Here is a 19,399-nt window from a genome sequence, read left to right as displayed (position 1 = left end):
CCCCCCACACTCGGAGAACACCCTCATGTCATCACTCATGTCCTTCCGCCCTGCCCCCGCCCGCCACCGCGACGACGCCGGCAACGCTGCGGCCTTCGCCGTCCTCGCACGGACCGTGTCCACCCAGGCGGGCGGGATGGGCCGACAGGCGGCCGTCTTCGCGGCGGCCTCCGGGCTCGTCCTGACCAGCGGGGTCGCTGCCAACGCGGCGGACCTCAAGCCCCAGCGTGAGGTCCGGGCGTCCACCGTCGCCCTGACCTCCTCCCGCGCGCCCGTCGTCGCCTCGGACAAGACCGTCGTGTCCTTCGCCATGACCCCGGTCAAGGTGAAGGCCAAGCCGGTCGTCGTCGAGAAGGCCCCCGTCGTCGAGAAGGCTCCTGTCGAGGCTCCCGTCGTCGAGGCACCCGTCGCTGAGGCGCCGGTTGTCGAAGCCCCCGTGGCCGTGGCGCCTGCTGTCGCAGCACCTGCTGCCGTCATGGCTCCCGCTGTGGCAGCCCCGATCGAAGCGCCGGCCGCGCCCGTCGCGGAGACACGCGCGGCGGCGGGTGCTCCGGCGCCCGCACCCGCACCCGCACCGGCACCGGCACCGGCACCGGCTCCGGCGCCCGCACCCTCCTCCGGTGTGGCAGCGACCATCGCCGCCGCGGCCAAGGGCCAGCTCGGCGTCATGCAGGACTGCACGCGCCTCGCAAGCAACTCCCTCGCCGCGGCCGGGATCAACTTCCACGGCTGGCCGGCCGGGTACCTGTCCCTCGGCCGCACGGTGAGTGCCGGCGAGGCCATCCCCGGTGACCTGATCTACTACGCCGACGGCGGCATGGGCAAGGCCCACATCGCGGTGTACATCGGCGGCGGCCAGGCCGTCCACGGCGGATTCAACGGCAACACCACGGTCATCGCTCCGGCCGAGCTCGGCTCCGGCGGCGTGTACATCCGCGTGGGCGGCTGACCCGAACGGCTGTGGATGCAGGAGGACCGGCACACGTGCCGGTCCTCCTGCCGTTCGGCTCCCACCGGAGGTAGCAGAAGCAGGAGCCCGCACATCGCCGACCCGGCGTTCCGCGGACGGCCGGGTGCGGCTTACCCTTGCAGTGTCCATCCGAAGCACTTCTCCCGATGCCCGGGACAGCAACCGGTTGCGGGACCAGGTCAGCAATGGGGCAAGGCGCATGCGCACTCTCGTTCTGAATGCAGGATATGAACCGCTGGCGGTCGTCACCTTCCGCCGGGCGCTGGTCCTTGTCCTGACGGGGAAGGCGAGCGTCGTGGCAGAGGACGACGACCCGGTGGTCGGTCCTGCGGACGTCTTCGGAAGGCCCTCGGTGATCCTGCTCAACAGATACGTGAAGGTCCCCTATCGCCAGGACTTCGCGGCGACGAGGCGAGGAGTACTGCGCCGTGACAACCACCTGTGCGCCTACTGCGGGAAGGCGGCGTCCACCATCGACCACGTGATGCCGAGGTCGAGGGGCGGCGGCGACACCTGGGAGAACCTCGTGGCCTGCTGCCTGAGATGCAACAACGCCAAGGGGAACAAGACCCTCGCCAGCCTCGGCTGGACCCTGAGGGTCGTCCCGCGCCCGCCCCGCGGACCCCAGTGGCAGATCCGCGAACTGGAGAGGCCCGCGCCGCAGTGGAGCGAGTTCCTCACGGAGACCGCCGCGTGAGGACCGGAGGGGACCGCCCTCGGTTCGACGCCGTGATCCTCGCCGGGGGGCGGTCCTCCCGCCTCGGCGGTGTCCCGAAAGCCGGGCTGGTCGTGGAGGGAGTGACCCTGCTGGAGCGGACGTGCGCCGCGCTCGCCGACGCCGGGCAGATGGTGGTCGTGGGGCCCGACCCCCGGGCCGACGGCGGGCGCGCGATGCCGGGTGCGCCGTCGTTCGTGCGTGAGGAGCCGGCCTTCACCGGACCCGCAGCCGCCCTCGTGGCCGGGTTCCGGACGGGGGCGGGCCGCCGACGGGCGCCCTGGTGCGCCGTCGTCGCCTGTGACATGCCGCGCGTCGCCGAGCTCGTCGACGTGCTGCTCGCCGAGGCCGCCGCCGACGAGGACGCATCGCTCGTGGCCGTGGACGGGGGCCGCGCCCAGCCGCTCGCGGCGCTCTACCGGAGCGACGATCTGGCGGCCGCCGTGGACGCGATCCTCGCTACCGGGACAGCCGACAACCTGTCGATGCGCAGCCTCCTTGCTAGTGTGAGGACCAGACCTGTCCCGGTTCCGCCGGGCACAACGCACGACGTCGACACCTGGGCTGATGCGAGGGTACTGGGAGTCGACGTCCCCTAGAACCTCCCGGAGGGCTCATGGACGATCGCCAGAAGCTGCTGCACGAATGGACCGAACGGCTGCTCGCCGCCTTCGAGATCGACGGGACGGATGTGGACATCGACGCCGTCCTCGGCCTGGCCGGCAAGGCGGCCCACGGCGTGGTGCGCCCTGCCGCGCCCCTGACGACGTTCGTGGTGGGCTACGCCGCCGGTCTCGCCGTCGGCAGCGGGCAGGCCGACGAGGACGTGGCCATGCGCTCGGCCCTGGGGGTCGCCGACGCCCTGTGCGCGGAGGCCGCGGCGGAAGGCGGCACCGCATGATCGAGGGCGGCGCAGCAACGAATGTCGACTGGGCGACGGCCCGTACCCTGGCCTACGGTGCCGGGCGCCCCCTGCCGTTCCAGACCGTGCCCCTCGCCGACGCGCTCGGGCAGACCCTCGCGGAGCCGGTACACGCCCTGCAGTCCATCCCCCACTATGCGTCGTCCGCGATGGACGGCTGGGCGGTCAACGGCGAACCGCCGTGGACGCTCGTGAGCCGCCCCGAACCGGAGGACCACCCGCGGGGCAGGGCGACCCCGCACAGCGATTCCGGGGAGGTCTCGCTCGCGCCTGGCGAGGCGACCTTCATCCTCACGGGCGGTGTGGTGCCCCAGAACGCCGTCGGCATCCTCCGCACCGAGCACGGCGCGGTCCGCGGGGGCACGCTGAACCGCAACGGGTCCGCGCGCCCCGACGAGCCGTCGCCCGGCGAGCATGTCAGGCCCGCCGGTGAGGAGGCGGAGGAGGGCTCCCTGGCAATCCCCGCCGGCGTCGTCCTCAACCCCGCCCAGATCGCCCTCGCGGCGGTCTGTGGCCATGACACGCTCGCCGTCCTGCGGGCACCGCGCGTGTCGCTGCTGATGACCGGTGACGAGGTGATCGAGCACGGGCTGCCGCACGCGGGCCAGGTGCGTGACACCTTCGGTCCCCAGCTGCCCGGCTTCGTCGCGATGCTGGGCGGGCACGTCGACGTGTCGGGCCGTGCGAAGGACGACCTCGACGACGTCGTGGCGGCCATCAGCGCCGAACCCACCGACGAGTTCTCCCTCGCCCGGGCGTCCGGCGACGTACTCATCACGACGGGCGGGACCGGCAGCTCCATGGCCGACCACATCCGCCGGGCACTCATGGAGGTCGGGGCGGAGATGATCATCGACGGCATCGCCATGCGGCCCGGGCACCCGACGCTGCTCGCACGGCTACCCGACGGGCGCTTCCTCGTGGGGCTCCCCGGCAACCCGCTGGCCGCGATGATGGCGATGATCACGGTTGCCGGGCCCCTGCTCGCGGGCCTGCGCGGTTCGTCCCTGGACGAGCCGTCACCGGTGGTGACGGCCGACGCCTTCGAACCCCTGCCGGGGAGGAGCCGCCTGGTGCCCTACCGGATGGAGTCCGGGCAGGCCGTGCCGAGTACGCACCAGCGTTCCGGGATGCTCCGTGGGCTCGCCGCAGCCGACGGCGTGATGGTGGTCCCCGCGGAGGGCTGCGGGGCCGGCGATGCGGTGCAGGCCCTGTCGCTGCCGTGGTCACCACCCGCGGGTCCACGGACGTAGCCCAACGGCGTCCACGTTTCTGTGTCGAAGCCGACACACCAGATAGTGCCCGGGGTCGACTGACCTCGTCCGGGGCCGAGGTAAGGAGTCCGAATGAACCGGGTCACGCAGCGCCGCCGCATCACCAAGTTCCGGGTGGGAGCGCAGACGGGCCGTCGCGAGGACGTGCTCGCGGGGGAGGAGCCGCTGGAGATCCGCCTCGACGGGAGGGCCTTCACCGTGACGATGCGCACGCCGGGCGATGACTTCGACCTCGTGGCGGGCTTCCTCGTCTCGGAGGGTGTGGTCTGGGAGCCGGGCCAGCTGCCGAGCCTGCGGTACTGCGCGGGCGTGGACGACAACGGGCAGCAGACCTTCAACGTGGTGGAGGCCCAGCTCCGGCCCGGTGTCGAACTGCCGGACACGGCCATGGAGCGCCACGTCTACACCTCGAGCTCGTGCGGGATCTGCGGCACGGCGTCCATCGACGCGGTCCGGAAGTCCTCGCGGTTCGACCTGCACACCGACGCGTCGCCCGTGGACCTCGGGATCCTGGCCTCCCTGCCGGACCGCCTGCGCGAGAGCCAGAAGCTGTTCGACCGCACGGGCGGTGTGCACGCTGCGGGGCTCTTCTCCGCCGAAGGGGAGCTCTTGTGCCTCCGGGAGGACGTGGGGCGGCACAACGCCGTCGACAAGGTGGTGGGCTGGGCCCTGCGCGAGGGCATGCTGCCGCTGCGGGGGATGATCCTGCAGGTCTCCGGACGGGCGTCCTTCGAACTCGTGCAGAAGGCGCAGCTCGCGGGCATCCCGGTCCTCGCGGCCGTGAGCGCGCCGTCGTCGCTGGCGGCGGACCTCGCGGAAGACGCCGGGCTGACGCTCGTGGGCTTCAGCCGCGGCACCACGCTGAACTGCTACTCGCACCCGGAGCGCATCGCGGCCTGACCGGCCTGCTCGGGCAGCCGGCCGGGCGGCCTGACCGGGCAACCGGCGCTCGGGCAGCCGGCTGCCCTGCAAGTCGCCTAGAAGGGGTTGAGCAGGCGCTGCACGAAGCGGCGCGTGCGCTCCTCGCGGGGACGGCGCAGCACCTGGTCGGGATGCCCGTGCTCGACGACGACCCCGCCGTCCATGAAGACGACCTCGTCCGCGACCTCGCGGGCGAAGGCCAGCTCATGGGTCACGATCACCATGGTCCACTTCTCCTCGGCGAGTTCCTTGATGACGGCGAGCACCTCGCCGACCAGTTCGGGGTCCAGGGCCGACGTCGGCTCGTCGAACAGGAGCAGGTCCGGCTGCAGCGCCAGCGCCCGCACGATCCCGACACGCTGCTGCTGCCCGCCGGACAGGTTGAAGGGGTGGTCGTCCCGCTTCTCCGTGAGGCCCACGCGCGCGAGCAGCCGCTCCGCGTCCGCGACCGCCTCCTTCCGAGGCCGTTCCTGCACCTGCACGGGGCCCTCGATGATGTTCTCCAGCACGGTCATGTGCGGGAACAGGTTGTAGTTCTGGAAGACCATGGCGCTGCGGTCGCGCAGCGACAGGGCCTCCTTCTTCGGGACCTTCGCCCCGAAATCAACCGACGGACCTCCGCGGAAGGCGACCACGCCGGCGTCGGGCGTCTCGAGCCCGTTCAGGCAGCGCAGCACGGTGGTCTTGCCCGATCCGGACGGGCCCACGAGGGCCACGACCTGCCCGCTGTCGATCTGCAGGTCGATCGAGGAGAGCACCCGGTTGGTCCCGAAGGACTTCTGCAGGTCCGTGACCTGCAGCAGGGGGCCCTCCGCGGCGGGCGGACGCAGGGGATCAGCGGGCAACATATCGATCCAATCGCTTCTCGAGCACGGACTGGCCGCTGGACAGGACGAGGCAGAACACCCAGTAGATCGCGGCGGCCTCGAGGTAGACCAGCATGAACTGCTGGGAGAAGGCGGCGATCTGCTCGGCCTCGCGGAAGAGCTCCGTCACGAGTATCAGCGACGCCAGGGAAGTGTCCTTGACGAGGCTGATGAACGTGTTGGACAGCGGTGGAACGGAGACGCGCGCCGCCTGCGGCAGGATGACCCGCCGCAGGGTGAGCGTGCGGGACATCCCGATGGTGTGGCCCGCCTCCCACTGGCCCTTGGGTACGGACAGGATGGCGGCGCGCAGGATCTCGGCGGCATACCCCGCGACGTTGAGGGAGAACGCGATGACCGCGCTCGGCCACGGATCGATGGTCAGGCCGATGGACGGCAGCCCGTAGAAGATCACGAACAGCTGCACCAGCAGCGGGGTGCCCCGGATGACCGACACGTAGAAGCGGGCGATCCCGGACAGGACGGGCTGGCCGCTGATGCGCATGAGCGCGACGACGAGGGCGAGGGCGAGTCCGATCGCGAAGGACGCCAGCGAGAGCGGGATGGTCCCCGTCAGGCCCCCGGAGAGCAAGGGCCAGAAGGACGTGCGTAGCAGCTCCCAGTCCATCAGTCAGCGCCCCGGGCCGGTGCGGCCCGCCGCGGAGACCGTGGTGCCGGAATCACTGGCTGACGTCGGAGCCGAAGTACTTCCCGGAGATCTCCGCGAGGGTCCCGTCGGCGCGCAGCTCCTCGAGCGCGGTGTCGATGGCATCCACCAGCTCGGGGCTGCCCTTGCGGACGGCGACGGCGCTCTGGGAGGACTCGTCGGTGGTGGCCGCGATCTTGATGCCCTCGTTCCCGGTGGTGTTCTGGTAGTCCAGGTAGGTCAGCTCGTCGTTGATCGTGGCGTCCACGCGGCCCTGCTCGAGGAGGGTCACGGACTGCGCCCAGCCCTCGACGGGCTCGACGTTCGCGCCGCTCTCGGTCGCGAGCTCGTTCCAGTTGCTCGTCAGGGACTGCGCCGTCGTCTTGCCCTGGAGGTCCTCGAAGGAGGAGATCTCGTCGTTGTCGGCGCGCGTGACGATCACGCCGGAACTGACCGTGTACGGCACGGAGAAGTCGTAGGTCTCCTTGCGCTCGTCCGTGATGGAGACCTGATTCGCGATGACGTCGAACCGGCCCGCCTCGAGACCCGCGAAGATCGCGTCCCACTGCGTCTCCTCGAACTCCGCCTCCACGCCCATCTTCTCGGCGACGGCCGTGATGACCTCGACGTCGTAACCGGTGAGTTCCCCGCTACCGTCCTCGTGGTAGCTGAAGGGCTTGTACGTGCCCTCGGTGCCCACGGTCAGGACCCCCGCGTCCTGGATCTCCTGCAGGGAGGTCGCCCCGGCGGACTCCGAGGATTCGCCGGCGGGGGTCGACGACGAGCAGCCGGCAAGCGCCAGCGTGAGGGCAGCAGCGGTACCGAGCAGGGACAGGCGGTGATTCATGGGATGCTTCCTTGAGGTGGGGGGCGGCGGGCGCCGGAAATAGAAGGGCTCCCGAACGGCTTGAACCCTAGGTGCATCCGCTTCGCCCGATGGCGGCCGGAGTCGAAACACTACTGGTATCAACACCGGGACATCCACTAATTGTTCCGCAGCATGACGGCGGGATCCGGAGAACACCCGCGAACCCGAGCCGGAACCGGCATCCACGGAAGGAACGGCCATGAGCATGGAGGGCGCGGCGTGGAGCTCGCTGTACAAGATCTCGACGGCGAGGGACAACAGGCACGGCTTCTCCCGGGAGACGGTGCGCCGGATCCTGACCTTCGCGGTGCCGTACCGCCGGAAGCTGATGCTCTTCATCCTGCTGTCCGTGGCCGGGGCGTTCCTGGCCGTCGCGACGCCGGTCCTGGCCGGTCAGGTGGTCGACGTCATCGTCGCCGGCGGCGAGGTCCGGACGATCGTATGGCTCGCGTCCATCATCGCGCTGGTCGCCGTCGTGGACGCCGGGGTGTCCCTGCTCACCCGCTGGTACTCGTCGCGCATCGGCGAGGGAGTCATCCTGGACCTGCGCACCGCCGTGTTCAACCACGTGCAGAAGATGCCCATCGCCTTCTTCACCCGGACGCGGACCGGGGCCCTGGTCAGCCGCCTCAACAATGACGTGATCGGCGCGCAGCAGGCGTTCAGCGGCACGCTGTCCGGTGTGGTCACGAACCTCGTGGCGCTGGTCCTCACCCTCGCCGTCATGCTCAGCACCTCCTGGCTCGTGACCGTGCTCGCCGTCGTCATGCTGCCCGTCTTCCTGGTGCCGGCCCGTCGCATGGGCAGCCGCCTCGCCGCGCTCCGCCGCGAGGCCGCGGACCACAACTCGGCCATGAGCACGCAGATGACCGAGCGCTTCTCGGCGCCCGGGGCCACCCTGGTCAAGCTCTTCGGCCGGCCCGACGAGGAGGCCGAGGAGTTCCGCGTCCGCGCCGCCCGCGTCCGGGACATCGGGGTGCGCACGGCGATGCTGCAGTTCGTCTTCTTCACCGCCCTGATGCTCGTCTCCGCGCTGGCGCTCGCCCTGGTGTACGGACTCGGCGGAACCCTCGCGCTCGCGGGCCAGCTCGACACGGGCGAGGTCGTCACCCTCGCACTCCTCCTCACCCGCCTGTACGCGCCGCTGACGAGCCTCGCGAACGCGCGCGTCGAGATCATGAGCGCGATCGTCAGCTTCGAGCGGGTCTTCGAGGTGCTGGACCTCGAACCGCTGATCCAGGAGGTGCCCGACGCCGCCGCCGTCCCCGCCGGCCCCGTGTCCGTCGAGTTCGACGACGTCCGCTTCGCCTACCCCTCGGCCGACAAGGTCTCCCTCGCCTCCCTCGAGGAGGTCTCGACACTCGACACCCGGGGCGGCGAGGAGGTGCTGCACGGGGTGTCCTTCCGCATCGAACCCGGCCAGACCGTCGCGCTCGTCGGGACCTCCGGCGCCGGCAAGTCGACCATCGCGCAGCTCCTGGCGCGGCTGTACGACGTCGACAGCGGCGCGGTGCGCCTGGCCGGTGCCGACGTCCGGAACGTCACTTTCGCCTCGATGCGCCACACGCTCGGCATGGTGACCCAGGACGGCCACCTGTTCCACGAGACCATCCTCTCGAACCTCCGCCTCGCGCGCCCGGAGGCCACGGAACACGAGGTGTGGGACGCCGTGCGCCGGGCCCGGCTGGAGCCGCTGATCCGCTCCCTGCCCGACCAGCTCGACACCATGGTGGGCGAGCGCGGATACCGGCTGTCCGGCGGTGAGCGCCAGCGCATGACCATCGCGCGCCTCCTGCTCGCACAGCCCCGCGTCGTGATCCTCGACGAGGCGACGGCCGCGCTGGACTCGACGTCGGAGGCCGCCGTCCAGGCGGCCCTGAGCGAGGCGCTCGAGGGGCGGACCGCCATGGTCATCGCGCACCGGCTCTCGACGATCCGCAGTGCGGACCTGATCCTCGTGGTGGAGGACGGGGCGATCGTGGAGCGCGGGACGCACGGCGAGCTGCTGGCGGTCGGTGGTCGGTACGAGGAACTGCACCGGACGCAGTTCGCCGTCCAGAAGAACGTGGCCGTGGACGAGGAACCCGAGGCCCTGAGCGGCGTCTAGGCGTCGGGTGGGGGCCGCGAGGAGCCTGCCTCAGCCGTTGGGGGTGATCCCCCTGGCTCCGACGCATCTGCCCGCCCCGGGGGTGCCTAGACTGAGCGATGATCATCGTTCTCGCCGGCATCGACGGGGCAGGCAAGAGCACCGCGGGCCTGCTGCTCGCGGAGCGGCTGAGGGCATCCGACCGCCCTGCGATCTTCACCATGAACCGGTCCGGCCGACGCAGCATCACCGGCTGGTGCAGCCGCCGGAACATCAGCCCGCCGGTGGCCGTGCTGGATGCCGTGGAGACGTCGATCCGCTGCGTCAACGTCCTGCTCGCCCACGCTCGGGCCGGTTCCCGTTCCGGGGTCGTCGTCATGGACCGATACCTGTACTGCCAGCTCGCGCTCCGGCACCTCCGGGGACTGCCGGCTGGCAGGCTGCTCCCCTTCCTCCTCGCGGTCCTGCCCACCCCGGGGCTGGTCGTCTATCTCGACGTCCCCGCGGACCTCGCGCATGCCCGGATCGCCCGCCGTGCCCTGGACATCGAGACCCTCGAGCATCTGACCGGTCTCGATGCCGCGTACCGGCAGTTGAGCGTCTTCCCGACCTTCCTCGTCCTCGACGCGAGCCGCACGCCCGAGCAGCTCGTCGAGGACATCCTGCAGGAGCTCGGGGTGTGCGGGGCAGGACTCCGTTGACGCTCCTCCGACAGCAGGTGCCGTCCCGGGGAGGGGCGCCGGGTCAGCACACGCCCTGACGCCGACGCGGCCCGCGATCCCCGAGGAGTCGGGGGACGACGTAGTCGGTCAGCAGGGGAGCGAGGTCGGGGCGTCCGGCCGCGTCGCGGAGGTCGAGCCAGGAGATCTCCTCGATCTCGGCCGCCGGGAGCGGTTCGGCCGTCAGGGGGCAGAGGAAGACGGTGGCGACCAGCCGGGTGTCCGCCTCGTTCGCGGCCGGCCCTTGCCAGGTGCCGAACAGGCGGAGGTCCCGGGGCCTGACGCTCAGGCCCAATTCCTCGGACAGTTCGCGTGCGCCGGTCTCCTCCGGCGTCTCGCCAGGTTCCGGTTTGCCGCCGGGCTGCATGAACAGGGTGGTCCCGCGCTTCCGGACGAGCAGCAGGCGGCCGTCGTCATCGAGCAGGCACAGGGCGGTGACGGTGATCGTGGGGGCCTCAGCCACGAAGCATGACGTCCACCTTCCCTGCTCGGAGCGCGGCGGGCGGACTCCACGGCCCTTCCCCGTCGTGCGTCCCGCTGTGGTGCCCCTGGCCGGAATCGAACCGACGACCTTCCCTTTAGGAGAGGGACGCTCTATCCTACTGAGCTACAGAGGCGCGGATCGGCTGGTGTACCCGATCCGGCGGTCCCAGCTTACCTGCTCTTCGTTCCGGGTTCTGCGCCCCTGCCGCCCGCCGCGCGGAGTGTCCGCGGCAGGAACACGGAGGCGGCACCCGCCACGAGGCTCAGCCCCAGCAGCACCCATCGCATCACCGTCAGCGTCGAGGCCGGCGCCACGGCGCCGGGACTCGCCTCCGCGAGCACCGCGTCGATCGCGATGTTCTCCCACAGGTCGACGACGACGAACAGGATCACGGGGGACCACAGCAGCCAGCGCAGCCAGCGGCGTCCGACGTTGAGCTGGACCAGCAGGAGCCAGGCGAACGCGAAGATCAGCGGGAACAGGGTGCCGGCCGTCCGGTGGAGGTAGCTCAGCTGGCCGCGGGCGTCGTCGTCCATGGACCCCCGCAGCCGTTCCACGTACCCGGCGTCGTAGCCGCCGATCATCATGTCGGGCATCGCCAGCCCTCCCGAGAGCTGCGTCATCTGCCCGAGCGTGAGCAGGTGGAAGTACCAGAAGAGGAAGAGGGAGGCCACGGCGGCGGCGATGAGGACCAGGCTGCCGTTGGAGCGTTGCCGGTCCGCCCGTGGCACCTCGGGCGCGGCAGAGGCGCCGGTGGAATGCTTGCGTGCGATCTGAGCCCTGGTTCTTGCCATGACTGAAGTATGGGCGACGATCCGCCTCCGCAGATCATCCCCGGAACACCACGTGAAGGGCGTTGCCAACCCGTGGCTTTTTCCCGCCGGACCGAGCCTGTGATTGCGCTCACGCGCGAAGAACGCTTTCCTATAAGGATGTCCTTCACAACAGCGCTACCCATGACCACTGTGACCGAGGAGGTGGGCTGGCTCGCGAGCATCGACGCCGCCATCAACGCGGTGTTCGAACCCGTCACCGAGGTTTTCTCGACGATCGTGTTCTTCCCCATCACCATCGGTGACGTGAGCTTCCCGTTCGTCGTGCTGTGGCTCATCGCGGCGGGCGTGATCTTCACGGTGTACTTCGGCTTCATCCAGTTCCGGGGGCTGAAGGTCGGGTACGAAGTGGTCCGCGGCCGATACTCGTCGAAGGACGACCCCGGGGAGGTGCCGCACTTCCAGGCGCTGACGTCGGCGTTGTCGGGGACGGTCGGGCTGGGAAACATTGCCGGCGTCGGCGCGGCCATGGCACTCGGTGGCCCCGGTGCGACCTTCTGGATGGTTCTTGCCGGACTCCTGGGCATGGCGACGAAATTCGCCGAGTGCACGCTCGGCGTCAAGTACCGCGAGGTCCACGAGGACGGGAGCGTCAGTGGTGGGCCCTTCCGGTATCTGCCCATAGCGTTCAGCAAGTTCGGAAGTATCCCGGCGAAGATCCTGACCGGTATCTTCGCGGTGGCCATCCTGATCTTCGGCGTGGCCGGCGGCAACATGTTCCAGGCGAACCAGACCTTCGCCCAGGTCCAGAACGTCACGGGCGGCGCCGACGGACTCCTCGGCAGCCCCGGAGCCGCGCTCATCTTCGGCCTCGTGCTCGCAGGCCTCGTCGCCGTGGTGATCCTCGGCGGCATCAAGTCCATCGGAGCCACCACCAGCCGGCTCGTGCCGGCGATGGGGCTCGTCTACGTGGTGTCCTGCCTCCTCGTCATCCTCGTCAACCTCGGACAGGTTCCCGCTGCCATCGCGTCGATCTTCGCGGGCGCGTTCAATCCCCAGGGAATCGCCGGCGGTATCCTCGGCGTCATGATCGTCGGGTTCACCCGTGCAGCGTTCTCCAACGAGGCAGGGCTCGGCTCCGCCGCGATCGCGCACTCGGCAGTGAAGACCCGCCGCCCGGTCAGCGAGGGCTTCGTCGCACTCTTCGAACCGCTCGTCGACACGGTGCTCATCTGCACGATGACGGCGCTGGCGATCATCATCGCGGGCGCACCGAGCCTCCAGGCCGGAATCGATCAGGTGCAGGCGGGCGAAGGAACGCCGGACGGCGTCATCCTCACGTCGGACGCCTTCGCCACCGTGTTCCCCTGGTTCCCCGTGGTCCTCGCCATCGCGGTGTCGCTCTTCGCCTACTCCACGCTCATCACGTGGTCCTACTACGGGCTCAAGTCATGGCAGTACCTGTTCGGGCGCGGCAAGACCACGGAGATCATCTACAAGGTCATCTTCCTGTTCTTCACCGTCGCCGGGACCGTGCTGACCTTCAGCCAGGTCATCGGCTTCGCCGACGCGGCGCTGTTCGTCTGCGGTTTCGTCAACCTGCTCGGCGTGTACTTCCTGCTCCCCGTCATCAAGCGGGAGATGCGTGCGTACCTCGCGGACCGCAAGAGCGGCAAGCTGGCGATCCTCGGGATCGAGACGGACGAACTGCAGGCCGAGAAGTAGTACTCCACCCCTACGACCCTGCCCCCGCCGGTCCTCCGGCGGGGGCAGTCCTGTGCCCGGGACGGTACTCCGTGGGTGTCGGGGGCACGGCCTAGACTTGAGGCACCATGGACATGCTCTTCGATCCCTACGTCTCCCCGCCCACGCCCGCCGAGAAGAAGCGTGCCCGGGACGCGGCGACAGCAGCGTCCGCCGAGGCGGCCGACCCGGCCACGGAGCACGTCCCCTCCCGCGCCGGCGTGGACGAGCACCGTGCCCGGGAGCTCCTGCTCGGGCTGAACCCCCAGCAGGAGGAAGCCGTGAAGCACGGGGGAGCGCCGCTGCTGATCGTCGCCGGCGCCGGTTCGGGCAAGACCCGCGTGCTCAGCCACCGGATCGCCTACCTGCTGGCCACCGGCCGCTCGCACCCTGGGCAGGTCCTCGCCATCACCTTCACGAACAAGGCGGCCGCCGAGATGCGGGAACGCATCGAGGGCCTGATCGGCGACGTCGCGAAGCGGATGTGGATCTCCACGTTCCACTCCTCCTGCGTGCGGATCCTCCGCCGCGAGGCCGCCTCCGTCGGCCTCAACTCGAACTTCTCCATCTACGACTCCGCGGACACGCTGCGCCTCATCACGCTCGTGGCCAAGGGGCTGGACCTCGACCCCAAGAAGTTCGCGCCGAAGGCCATCCAGCACAAGATCAGCGCGCTCAAGAACGAGCTCATCGACGAGGAGACGTTCGCCTCGACCGCCGGCCTGTCGGATCCCTTCGAGCAGGCCGTCGCCGAGGTCTACACGGGCTACGCCCAGCGCATGCGCCAGGCCAACGCCATGGACTTCGACGACCTGATCGCCCAGACCGTCTACATGTTCCGGGCCTTCCCCGGCGTGGCCGACTACTACCGTCGGCGCTTCCGCCACGTCCTCGTTGACGAGTACCAGGACACCAACCACGCCCAGTACGCCCTGGTCCGGGAGATCGTCGGCGTGCCGGGCGAATCCACCGAGGACCCGGCGGAGCTGACCGTCGTGGGAGATTCCGACCAGTCCATCTACGCGTTCCGCGGCGCCGACGTGCGGAACATCGTCGAGTTCGAGAACGACTACCCGAGCGCCCGCACCATCCTGCTCGAGCAGAACTACCGCTCCACCCAGAACATCCTCACCGCCGCGAACGCGGTCATCTCCCGGAACCCCGACCGGCCGGAGAAGCGGCTGTGGACGGCCGAGGGCAGCGGCGAGAAGATCGTCGGCTACGTGGGCGAGAACGAGCACGAGGAGGCCCGCTTCATCGCCGAGGAGATCGACCGCCTCCAGGACGAGGACGGCATCCGGCCCGGTGACGTCGCGATCTTCTACCGCACCAACGCCCAGTCACGGTCCGTCGAGGAGATCCTGCTGCGCGTCGGCCTGCCCTACAAGGTGGTCGGCGGAACCCGCTTCTACGAGCGCAAGGAGATCAAGGACGCACTGGCGTACCTGCGTGTCCTCGTGAACCAGGACGACGTCGTCAACCTGCGCCGCATCCTCAACGAACCCAAGCGCGGCATCGGCGACCGCGCCGAATACGCCGTCGCGTCCCTGGGCGAACGCGAGCGGATCAGCTTCATGGAGGCCCTGCGGCGGGCCGACCACGCGCCGGGCATGGCGACGCGCTCCGTCAACGCGGTGACCGGTTTCGTGAAGCTCATCGACGACCTCGCCGAGGTCGCGAGCGGTTCGGGCGCCTCGGCGGCCCTCGAGGCCGTCCTGGAGCAGACCGGCTACCTGGAGCAGCTGCGCACCAGCAACGACCCCCAGGACGAGTCCCGGGTGGAGAACCTGGCCGAGCTCGTCGCCGTCGTCCGCGAGTTCGAACGGGACAACCCCGAGGGCACGCTGGGCGATTTCCTCGAGCAGGTGGCCCTCGTGGCCGACGCCGACCAGATCCCCGATGCCCCGGAGGGCTCGGCCGCGGACGTGCAGCGCGCCGTGGAGGAGGCCCGACGCCAGGGCGTGGTCACCCTCATGACACTGCACACCGCCAAGGGTCTCGAGTTCCCCGTGGTGTTCCTCACCGGCATGGAGCAGGGCATCTTCCCGCACCAGCGCTCCGCGACCGATCCGAAGGAACTCGCCGAGGAGCGGCGCCTCGCCTACGTGGGCCTGACCCGCGCCCGGCAGCGGCTGTACATCACGCGCTCCGAGGTGCGCAGCATGTGGGGCCAGAGCCAGTACAACCCGGCGAGCCAGTTCGTCAGCGAGATCCCCGAGGAGCTCATCCACTGGAAGCGCGAGGGCGCGGCGAAGCCGGCCTGGACCTCCGGCGGCGGCAGTGCAGGCGGCCCGCGGTTCAGCGGGTCCTACTGGGGCGCGAGCGGCGGCGGGTTCTCCGGCGGCACCCCGGCGCCGTCCAGGAGCGTCGGGCGCGTGCAGCCCCAGAAGGAGGTCGTGTCCGTCGCGGTCGGCGACCACGTCAACCACACGAGTTTCGGCAACGGCACGGTGCTGTCCGTCGAGGGAGCGGGCGACAAGACCGTGGCCAAGGTCCGGTTCGACGTCGGCGAGAAGCGGCTGCTCCTGCGCTACGCGCCGCTCACCAAGGTGGCCTGACCTTCTCCGACCGCCGTCGGGACCCGTTAGCAGTTCCCGAGGCGCCGGCGCAAATTTCTACAGGAGATAGAAGTGTGCCCTTCCTCACTAAACCGATAGTCTGGGGAAGGCCTCGGGCCCGAGGGGCTAAAGTTCCCTCTTGTAAACCTACTTCGACGTAGAAGGACACTAGCTAAGTGGACCTGTTTGAATATCAGGCGCGCGATCTCTTCGAGGCACACGGGGTTCCCGTGCTTGCCGGCATCGTGGCGCAGACCCCGGAAGAAGCAAAGGCAGCAGCCGAGAAGATCGGCGGTGTCGTGGTCGTCAAGGCCCAGGTCAAGGTGGGCGGTCGCGGCAAAGCCGGCGGCGTCAAGGTCGCCAAGACCCCCGATGAAGCCTTCACCTACGCTTCGGACATCCTCGGGATGGACATCAAGGGACACACGGTCCACAGGGTGATGATCGCCCAGGGCGCGGACATCGCCGAGGAGTACTACTTCTCCGTGCTGCTCGACCGCTCCAACCGGAACTACCTGGCCATGTGCTCGGTGGAGGGCGGCGTGGAGATCGAGCAGCTCGCCGTCGAGCGCCCCGATGCCCTCGCGCGCATCGCCGTCGACGCCGGGACCGGCATCGACCAGGCCAAGGCCGAGGAGATCGTGGACGCCGCGGGCTTCGCCCCCGAGCTGCGCGACGGCGTCGTCCACACCATCCTCAAGCTGTGGGACGTCTTCGTGAAGGAGGACGCCACGCTCGTCGAGGTCAACCCGCTCGTGAAGACCGGCAACGGTGACATCCTCGCGCTCGACGGCAAGGTCACGATCGACGAGAACGCAGGGTTCCGCCACGCGGACCACGCCGCGCTCGAGGACACGGACTCCACCGATCCGCTCGAGGCGAAGGCCAAGGAACACGACCTCAACTACGTCAAGCTCGACGGCGAGGTCGGCATCATCGGCAACGGCGCCGGGCTCGTCATGTCGACCCTCGACGTCGTCGCCTACGCCGGCGAGGCCCACGGCGGCGTGCAGCCCGCCAACTTCCTCGACATCGGCGGCGGAGCCTCGGCCGAGGTCATGGCCGCCGGTCTCGACGTCATCCTCAACGATGCCCAGGTCAAGAGCGTCTTCGTGAACGTCTTCGGCGGCATCACCTCGTGCGACGCCGTCGCGAACGGCATCGTCAAGGCCCTCGAGATGCTCGGCGACGAGGCCAACAAGCCCCTCGTGGTGCGCCTGGACGGCAACAACGTCGAGGAGGGCCGACGCATCCTCGCCGATGCCAACCACCCGCTGGTCACGCTCGCCGACACCATGGACGAAGGCGCCGACAAGGCTGCCGCGCTGGCCAACGGAAAGTAAGGGAACACCCGTATGTCTATCTACCTCAACAAGGACTCCAAGGTCATCGTCCAGGGCATCACCGGCGGCGAGGGCACCAAGCACACCGCCCTCATGCTGAAGGCCGGGACGCAGGTCGTCGGTGGCGTCAACGCCCGCAAGGCCGGCACCACGGTGACCCACGGCGACGTCACCCTCCCGGTGTACGGCACGGTCGAGGAGGCGAAGAAGGAGACCGGCGCCGACGTGTCGATCGTCTTCGTCCCGCCGGCCTTCACGAAGGATGCAGTCGTCGAGGCCATCGAGGCCGGCATCGGGCTCGTCGTGGTCATCACCGAGGGTGTCCCGGTGCAGGACTCCGCCGAGTTCTGGGCGCTCGCCCAGTCGAAGGTCGACGCGGACGGTCAGCAGATCACCCGCATCATCGGCCCCAACTGCCCGGGCATCATCACGCCCGGAGAGTCCCTCGTGGGCATCACGCCCGCGAACATCACGGGCAAGGGTGGCGTGGGCCTCGTCTCGAAGTCCGGCACGCTGACCTACCAGATGATGTTCGAGCTCCGCGACCTCGGCTTCTCGACGGCCATCGGCATCGGTGGCGACCCCGTCATCGGGACCACGCACATCGACGCCCTCGCGGCCTTCGAAGCGGATCCTGAGACCAAGGCCATCGTGATGATCGGTGAGATCGGCGGAGACGCCGAAGAGCGTGCCGCCGACTTCATCAAGGCGAACGTCACCAAGCCCGTCGTCGGCTACGTCGCGGGCTTCACCGCCCCCGAAGGCAAGACCATGGGCCACGCCGGCGCGATCGTCTCCGGGTCGGCCGGGACCGCGCAGGCCAAGAAGGAAGCCCTCGAGGCCGCCGGCGTCAAGGTCGGCAAGACGCCGTCCGAGACCGCCAAGCTCCTCCGCGAGGTCTACGCGACACTCTGATCCCCGTGATCCCAGAAGCCTCCCCCGCACCCGAGCGGGGGAGGCTTTTGCGTCGGAGGGACCGGAGACTCCGGAGCGGGAACCGGAAGACGATCACCAGCAGGAGGTGACGGCATGAGCGAGCTGGCCAGCAACAGCACGGCCGCCACTGCGGCCGACGGGCGTCGGCAGCGCGCACACGTCCGGCGCGCCACGTGGGTGGCGACCCTCGGCGGGCTGCTGTTCGGGTTCGACACCGGCGTCATCAACGGTGCGCTGCCGTTCATGGTCGACGATCTCCGTCTCGGCGCCTTCGCCGAAGGCCTCGTCGCGAGCTCGCTCGTCTTCGGGGCCGCGTTCGGCGCCCTCCTCGGAGGCCGGCTCGCCGACGCCTACGGACGCCGCCGGATGCTCATGGTGCTCGCGGCCGTCTTCCTCGGGGGGACGCTGGGCTCCGCCCTCGCCCCCGATGTCACAGTCATGGTCACCTCACGGCTCATCCTCGGGCTGGCGGTCGGCGGGGCCTCGGTACTCGTCCCGATCTTCCTCGCCGAACTCTCCCCGGCCGCCCGGCGCGGGCAGGTGGTGACCCGCAACGAACTCATGATCGTGACGGGCCAGCTCCTGGCGTTCAGCAGCAGCGCGTTCCTGGGAGGCGTCTTCGGTGACAGCCACGGCATCTGGCGGTGGATGCTCGTCCTGGGGACGCTCCCCGCCATCGGCCTCTGGATCGGCCTGCACTTCGTCCCGGAGAGCCCCCGCTGGCTAGCGGCCCGGGGCGCGTTCGGGTCCGCCCTGCGGGTCCTCGAGACCCTTCGCCCGCCGGCCGCCGCGCAGGGCGAGTTCGCCGCACTGAAGGCGCTGGCCATCGAGGACCGTAGGCAGGACCGCGCGAGCGTCGGCGACCTGCGCGAGCCCTGGCTCCGCCGCATCGTCGTCGTCGGCCTCGGTCTCGCCGTCATCCAGCAGATCACCGGCGTGAACTCGATCATGTACTACGGGACGCGGATCCTCGACGTCGCCGGGTTCGGCACGCAGGCCGCGCTCACCGCGAACATCGCGAACGGGGTCATCTCGGTCGCCGCGACCTTCATCGGCATCTGGCTGCTCGGCCGGGTGGGGCGCCGCCCCATGCTGCTCGTCGGGCAGATCGGGACGACGTCGGCCCTCCTCGCCATCGGCCTCGTCTCCCTCCTCGTGCCCGAGGGTACGGCCCGGGGCTTCCTGGTCCTGGCCCTCACCGTCACCTTCCTGGCCTTCCAGCAGGGCGCGATCTCCCCGGTGACCTGGCTGATGCTGGCCGAGATCTTCCCGATGCGGCTACGGGGCCTCGGCATGGGTGCGGCGGTCTTCGTCCTGTGGATGGTCAACTTCGCGGTCAGCCTCAGCTTCCCGATCCTCATGGACGCCGTCGGGATCTCGAACACCTTCTTGGTGTTCGTGGTCCTCGGCGTCGCCGCGATCGTCTTCGCCCGCCGCCACGTCCCCGAGACCCGCGGGAAGACCCTGGAGGAACTGGAGCACCAGTTCAAGGAGACGGTGGACGGCCGGCGGCGGTAGAGCCTCCGGCGCGCGGCTTGTAAGGTGACGGAAGGGGACAATCGATTGCGTCAAGCA

Annotated in this window: 18 protein-coding genes and 1 tRNA gene; 13 read left to right on the top strand and 6 right to left on the bottom strand. The window is 69.8% G+C overall.

Going from position 1 to position 19,399, the window contains the following annotated elements; genetic code table 11:
• The first annotated feature begins 25 nt into the window (after positions 1 to 25).
• The 6 genes from AC4D2F_RS13965 to fdhD all read left to right on the top strand — a co-directional run bounded on the left by AC4D2F_RS13965 (position 26) and on the right by fdhD (position 4,781).
• The gene (locus AC4D2F_RS13965) at positions 26 to 949 is read left to right on the top strand and encodes an NlpC/P60 family protein (protein WP_490911058.1); all 924 of its coding nucleotides are present in this window, start codon (positions 26 to 28) and stop codon (positions 947 to 949) included.
• A 220-nt stretch (positions 950 to 1,169) separates the two neighbouring features.
• The gene (locus AC4D2F_RS13960; protein WP_490911057.1) at positions 1,170 to 1,667 is read left to right on the top strand and encodes an HNH endonuclease; all 498 of its coding nucleotides are present in this window, start codon (positions 1,170 to 1,172) and stop codon (positions 1,665 to 1,667) included.
• Positions 1,664 to 2,284: a molybdenum cofactor guanylyltransferase gene (gene mobA / locus AC4D2F_RS13955; RefSeq protein ID WP_104168743.1), complete on the top strand. Its 621-nt coding sequence runs from the start codon at positions 1,664 to 1,666 to the stop codon at positions 2,282 to 2,284. Before AC4D2F_RS13960 ends, mobA begins: the two co-directional genes overlap by 4 nt.
• Positions 2,285 to 2,301: 17 nt before the next feature.
• On the top strand, positions 2,302 to 2,586 hold the full coding sequence (locus AC4D2F_RS13950) for a DUF6457 domain-containing protein (RefSeq protein ID WP_104168742.1): 285 nt from the start codon (positions 2,302 to 2,304) through the stop codon (positions 2,584 to 2,586).
• Positions 2,583 to 3,860, top strand: a complete 1,278-nt coding sequence (locus tag AC4D2F_RS13945; protein WP_104168741.1) for a molybdopterin molybdotransferase MoeA — start codon at positions 2,583 to 2,585, stop codon at positions 3,858 to 3,860. The genes AC4D2F_RS13950 and AC4D2F_RS13945 overlap by 4 nt, the downstream gene beginning before the upstream one ends.
• 93 nt (positions 3,861 to 3,953) lie before the next feature.
• On the top strand, positions 3,954 to 4,781 hold the full coding sequence (gene fdhD / locus AC4D2F_RS13940; protein ID WP_490911056.1) for a formate dehydrogenase accessory sulfurtransferase FdhD: 828 nt from the start codon (positions 3,954 to 3,956) through the stop codon (positions 4,779 to 4,781).
• Between the two features lie 77 nt (positions 4,782 to 4,858).
• Here fdhD and AC4D2F_RS13935 read toward each other — a convergent pair whose 3' ends face one another.
• Genes AC4D2F_RS13935 through AC4D2F_RS13925 form a run of 3 tightly spaced genes read right to left on the bottom strand, consistent with a single transcriptional unit; the run spans position 4,859 to position 7,161 of the window.
• Positions 4,859 to 5,650, bottom strand: coding sequence for an amino acid ABC transporter ATP-binding protein (locus AC4D2F_RS13935; protein WP_490911055.1), 792 nt, complete (start codon positions 5,648 to 5,650; stop codon positions 4,859 to 4,861).
• Positions 5,637 to 6,296: an amino acid ABC transporter permease gene (locus AC4D2F_RS13930; protein ID WP_104168738.1), complete on the bottom strand. Its 660-nt coding sequence runs from the start codon at positions 6,294 to 6,296 to the stop codon at positions 5,637 to 5,639. Before AC4D2F_RS13930 ends, AC4D2F_RS13935 begins: the two co-directional genes overlap by 14 nt.
• 52 nt (positions 6,297 to 6,348) lie before the next feature.
• On the bottom strand, positions 6,349 to 7,161 hold the full coding sequence (locus AC4D2F_RS13925) for an amino acid ABC transporter substrate-binding protein (protein ID WP_104168737.1): 813 nt from the start codon (positions 7,159 to 7,161) through the stop codon (positions 6,349 to 6,351).
• Between the two features lie 220 nt (positions 7,162 to 7,381).
• On the opposite strand from AC4D2F_RS13925, the gene AC4D2F_RS13920 reads away from it, so the two are divergent.
• Both AC4D2F_RS13920 and AC4D2F_RS13915 read left to right on the top strand, forming a co-directional pair.
• The gene (locus AC4D2F_RS13920; RefSeq protein ID WP_490911054.1) at positions 7,382 to 9,289 is read left to right on the top strand and encodes an ABC transporter ATP-binding protein; all 1,908 of its coding nucleotides are present in this window, start codon (positions 7,382 to 7,384) and stop codon (positions 9,287 to 9,289) included.
• Between the two features lie 98 nt (positions 9,290 to 9,387).
• On the top strand, positions 9,388 to 9,969 hold the full coding sequence (locus AC4D2F_RS13915) for a dTMP kinase (RefSeq protein ID WP_104168735.1): 582 nt from the start codon (positions 9,388 to 9,390) through the stop codon (positions 9,967 to 9,969).
• A gap of 43 nt (positions 9,970 to 10,012) precedes the next feature.
• On the opposite strand, the gene AC4D2F_RS13910 is transcribed toward AC4D2F_RS13915, so the two are convergent.
• The 3 genes from AC4D2F_RS13910 to AC4D2F_RS13900 form a co-directional block, all read right to left on the bottom strand.
• The gene (locus AC4D2F_RS13910; protein ID WP_490911053.1) at positions 10,013 to 10,450 is read right to left on the bottom strand and encodes an NUDIX hydrolase; all 438 of its coding nucleotides are present in this window, start codon (positions 10,448 to 10,450) and stop codon (positions 10,013 to 10,015) included.
• Between the two features lie 77 nt (positions 10,451 to 10,527).
• A tRNA-Arg gene (locus AC4D2F_RS13905) sits at positions 10,528 to 10,604 on the bottom strand.
• Positions 10,605 to 10,641: 37 nt separating this feature from the next.
• Complete coding sequence (locus tag AC4D2F_RS13900) at positions 10,642 to 11,265, bottom strand: hypothetical protein (RefSeq protein WP_490911052.1); 624 nt, start codon at positions 11,263 to 11,265, stop codon at positions 10,642 to 10,644.
• Between the two features lie 162 nt (positions 11,266 to 11,427).
• Between AC4D2F_RS13900 and AC4D2F_RS13895 the strand changes: the two genes are divergently transcribed.
• The 5 genes from AC4D2F_RS13895 (at position 11,428) to AC4D2F_RS13875 (ending at position 19,342) form a co-directional block, all read left to right on the top strand.
• Positions 11,428 to 12,969 (top strand): alanine/glycine:cation symporter family protein, encoded by a 1,542-nt coding sequence (locus AC4D2F_RS13895; RefSeq protein ID WP_258069999.1) that lies wholly within the window; start codon positions 11,428 to 11,430, stop codon positions 12,967 to 12,969.
• Positions 12,970 to 13,082: 113 nt separating this feature from the next.
• A complete protein-coding gene (pcrA, locus tag AC4D2F_RS13890) occupies positions 13,083 to 15,545 on the top strand; it encodes a DNA helicase PcrA (protein ID WP_490911108.1) in 2,463 nt (820 codons plus the stop codon).
• Positions 15,546 to 15,721: 176 nt separating this feature from the next.
• Positions 15,722 to 16,888, top strand: a complete 1,167-nt coding sequence (gene sucC / locus AC4D2F_RS13885; protein ID WP_490911051.1) for an ADP-forming succinate--CoA ligase subunit beta — start codon at positions 15,722 to 15,724, stop codon at positions 16,886 to 16,888.
• Positions 16,889 to 16,900: 12 nt separating this feature from the next.
• The gene (gene sucD / locus AC4D2F_RS13880; protein ID WP_104168730.1) at positions 16,901 to 17,803 is read left to right on the top strand and encodes a succinate--CoA ligase subunit alpha; all 903 of its coding nucleotides are present in this window, start codon (positions 16,901 to 16,903) and stop codon (positions 17,801 to 17,803) included.
• Between the two features lie 114 nt (positions 17,804 to 17,917).
• Positions 17,918 to 19,342: a sugar porter family MFS transporter gene (locus AC4D2F_RS13875; RefSeq protein WP_490911050.1), complete on the top strand. Its 1,425-nt coding sequence runs from the start codon at positions 17,918 to 17,920 to the stop codon at positions 19,340 to 19,342.
• The last annotated feature ends 57 nt before the right edge of the window (positions 19,343 to 19,399 follow it).

Source organism: Arthrobacter sp. TJ-263, assembly GCF_058269155.1.
This window is presented reverse-complemented; position numbering and strand designations above follow the sequence as displayed.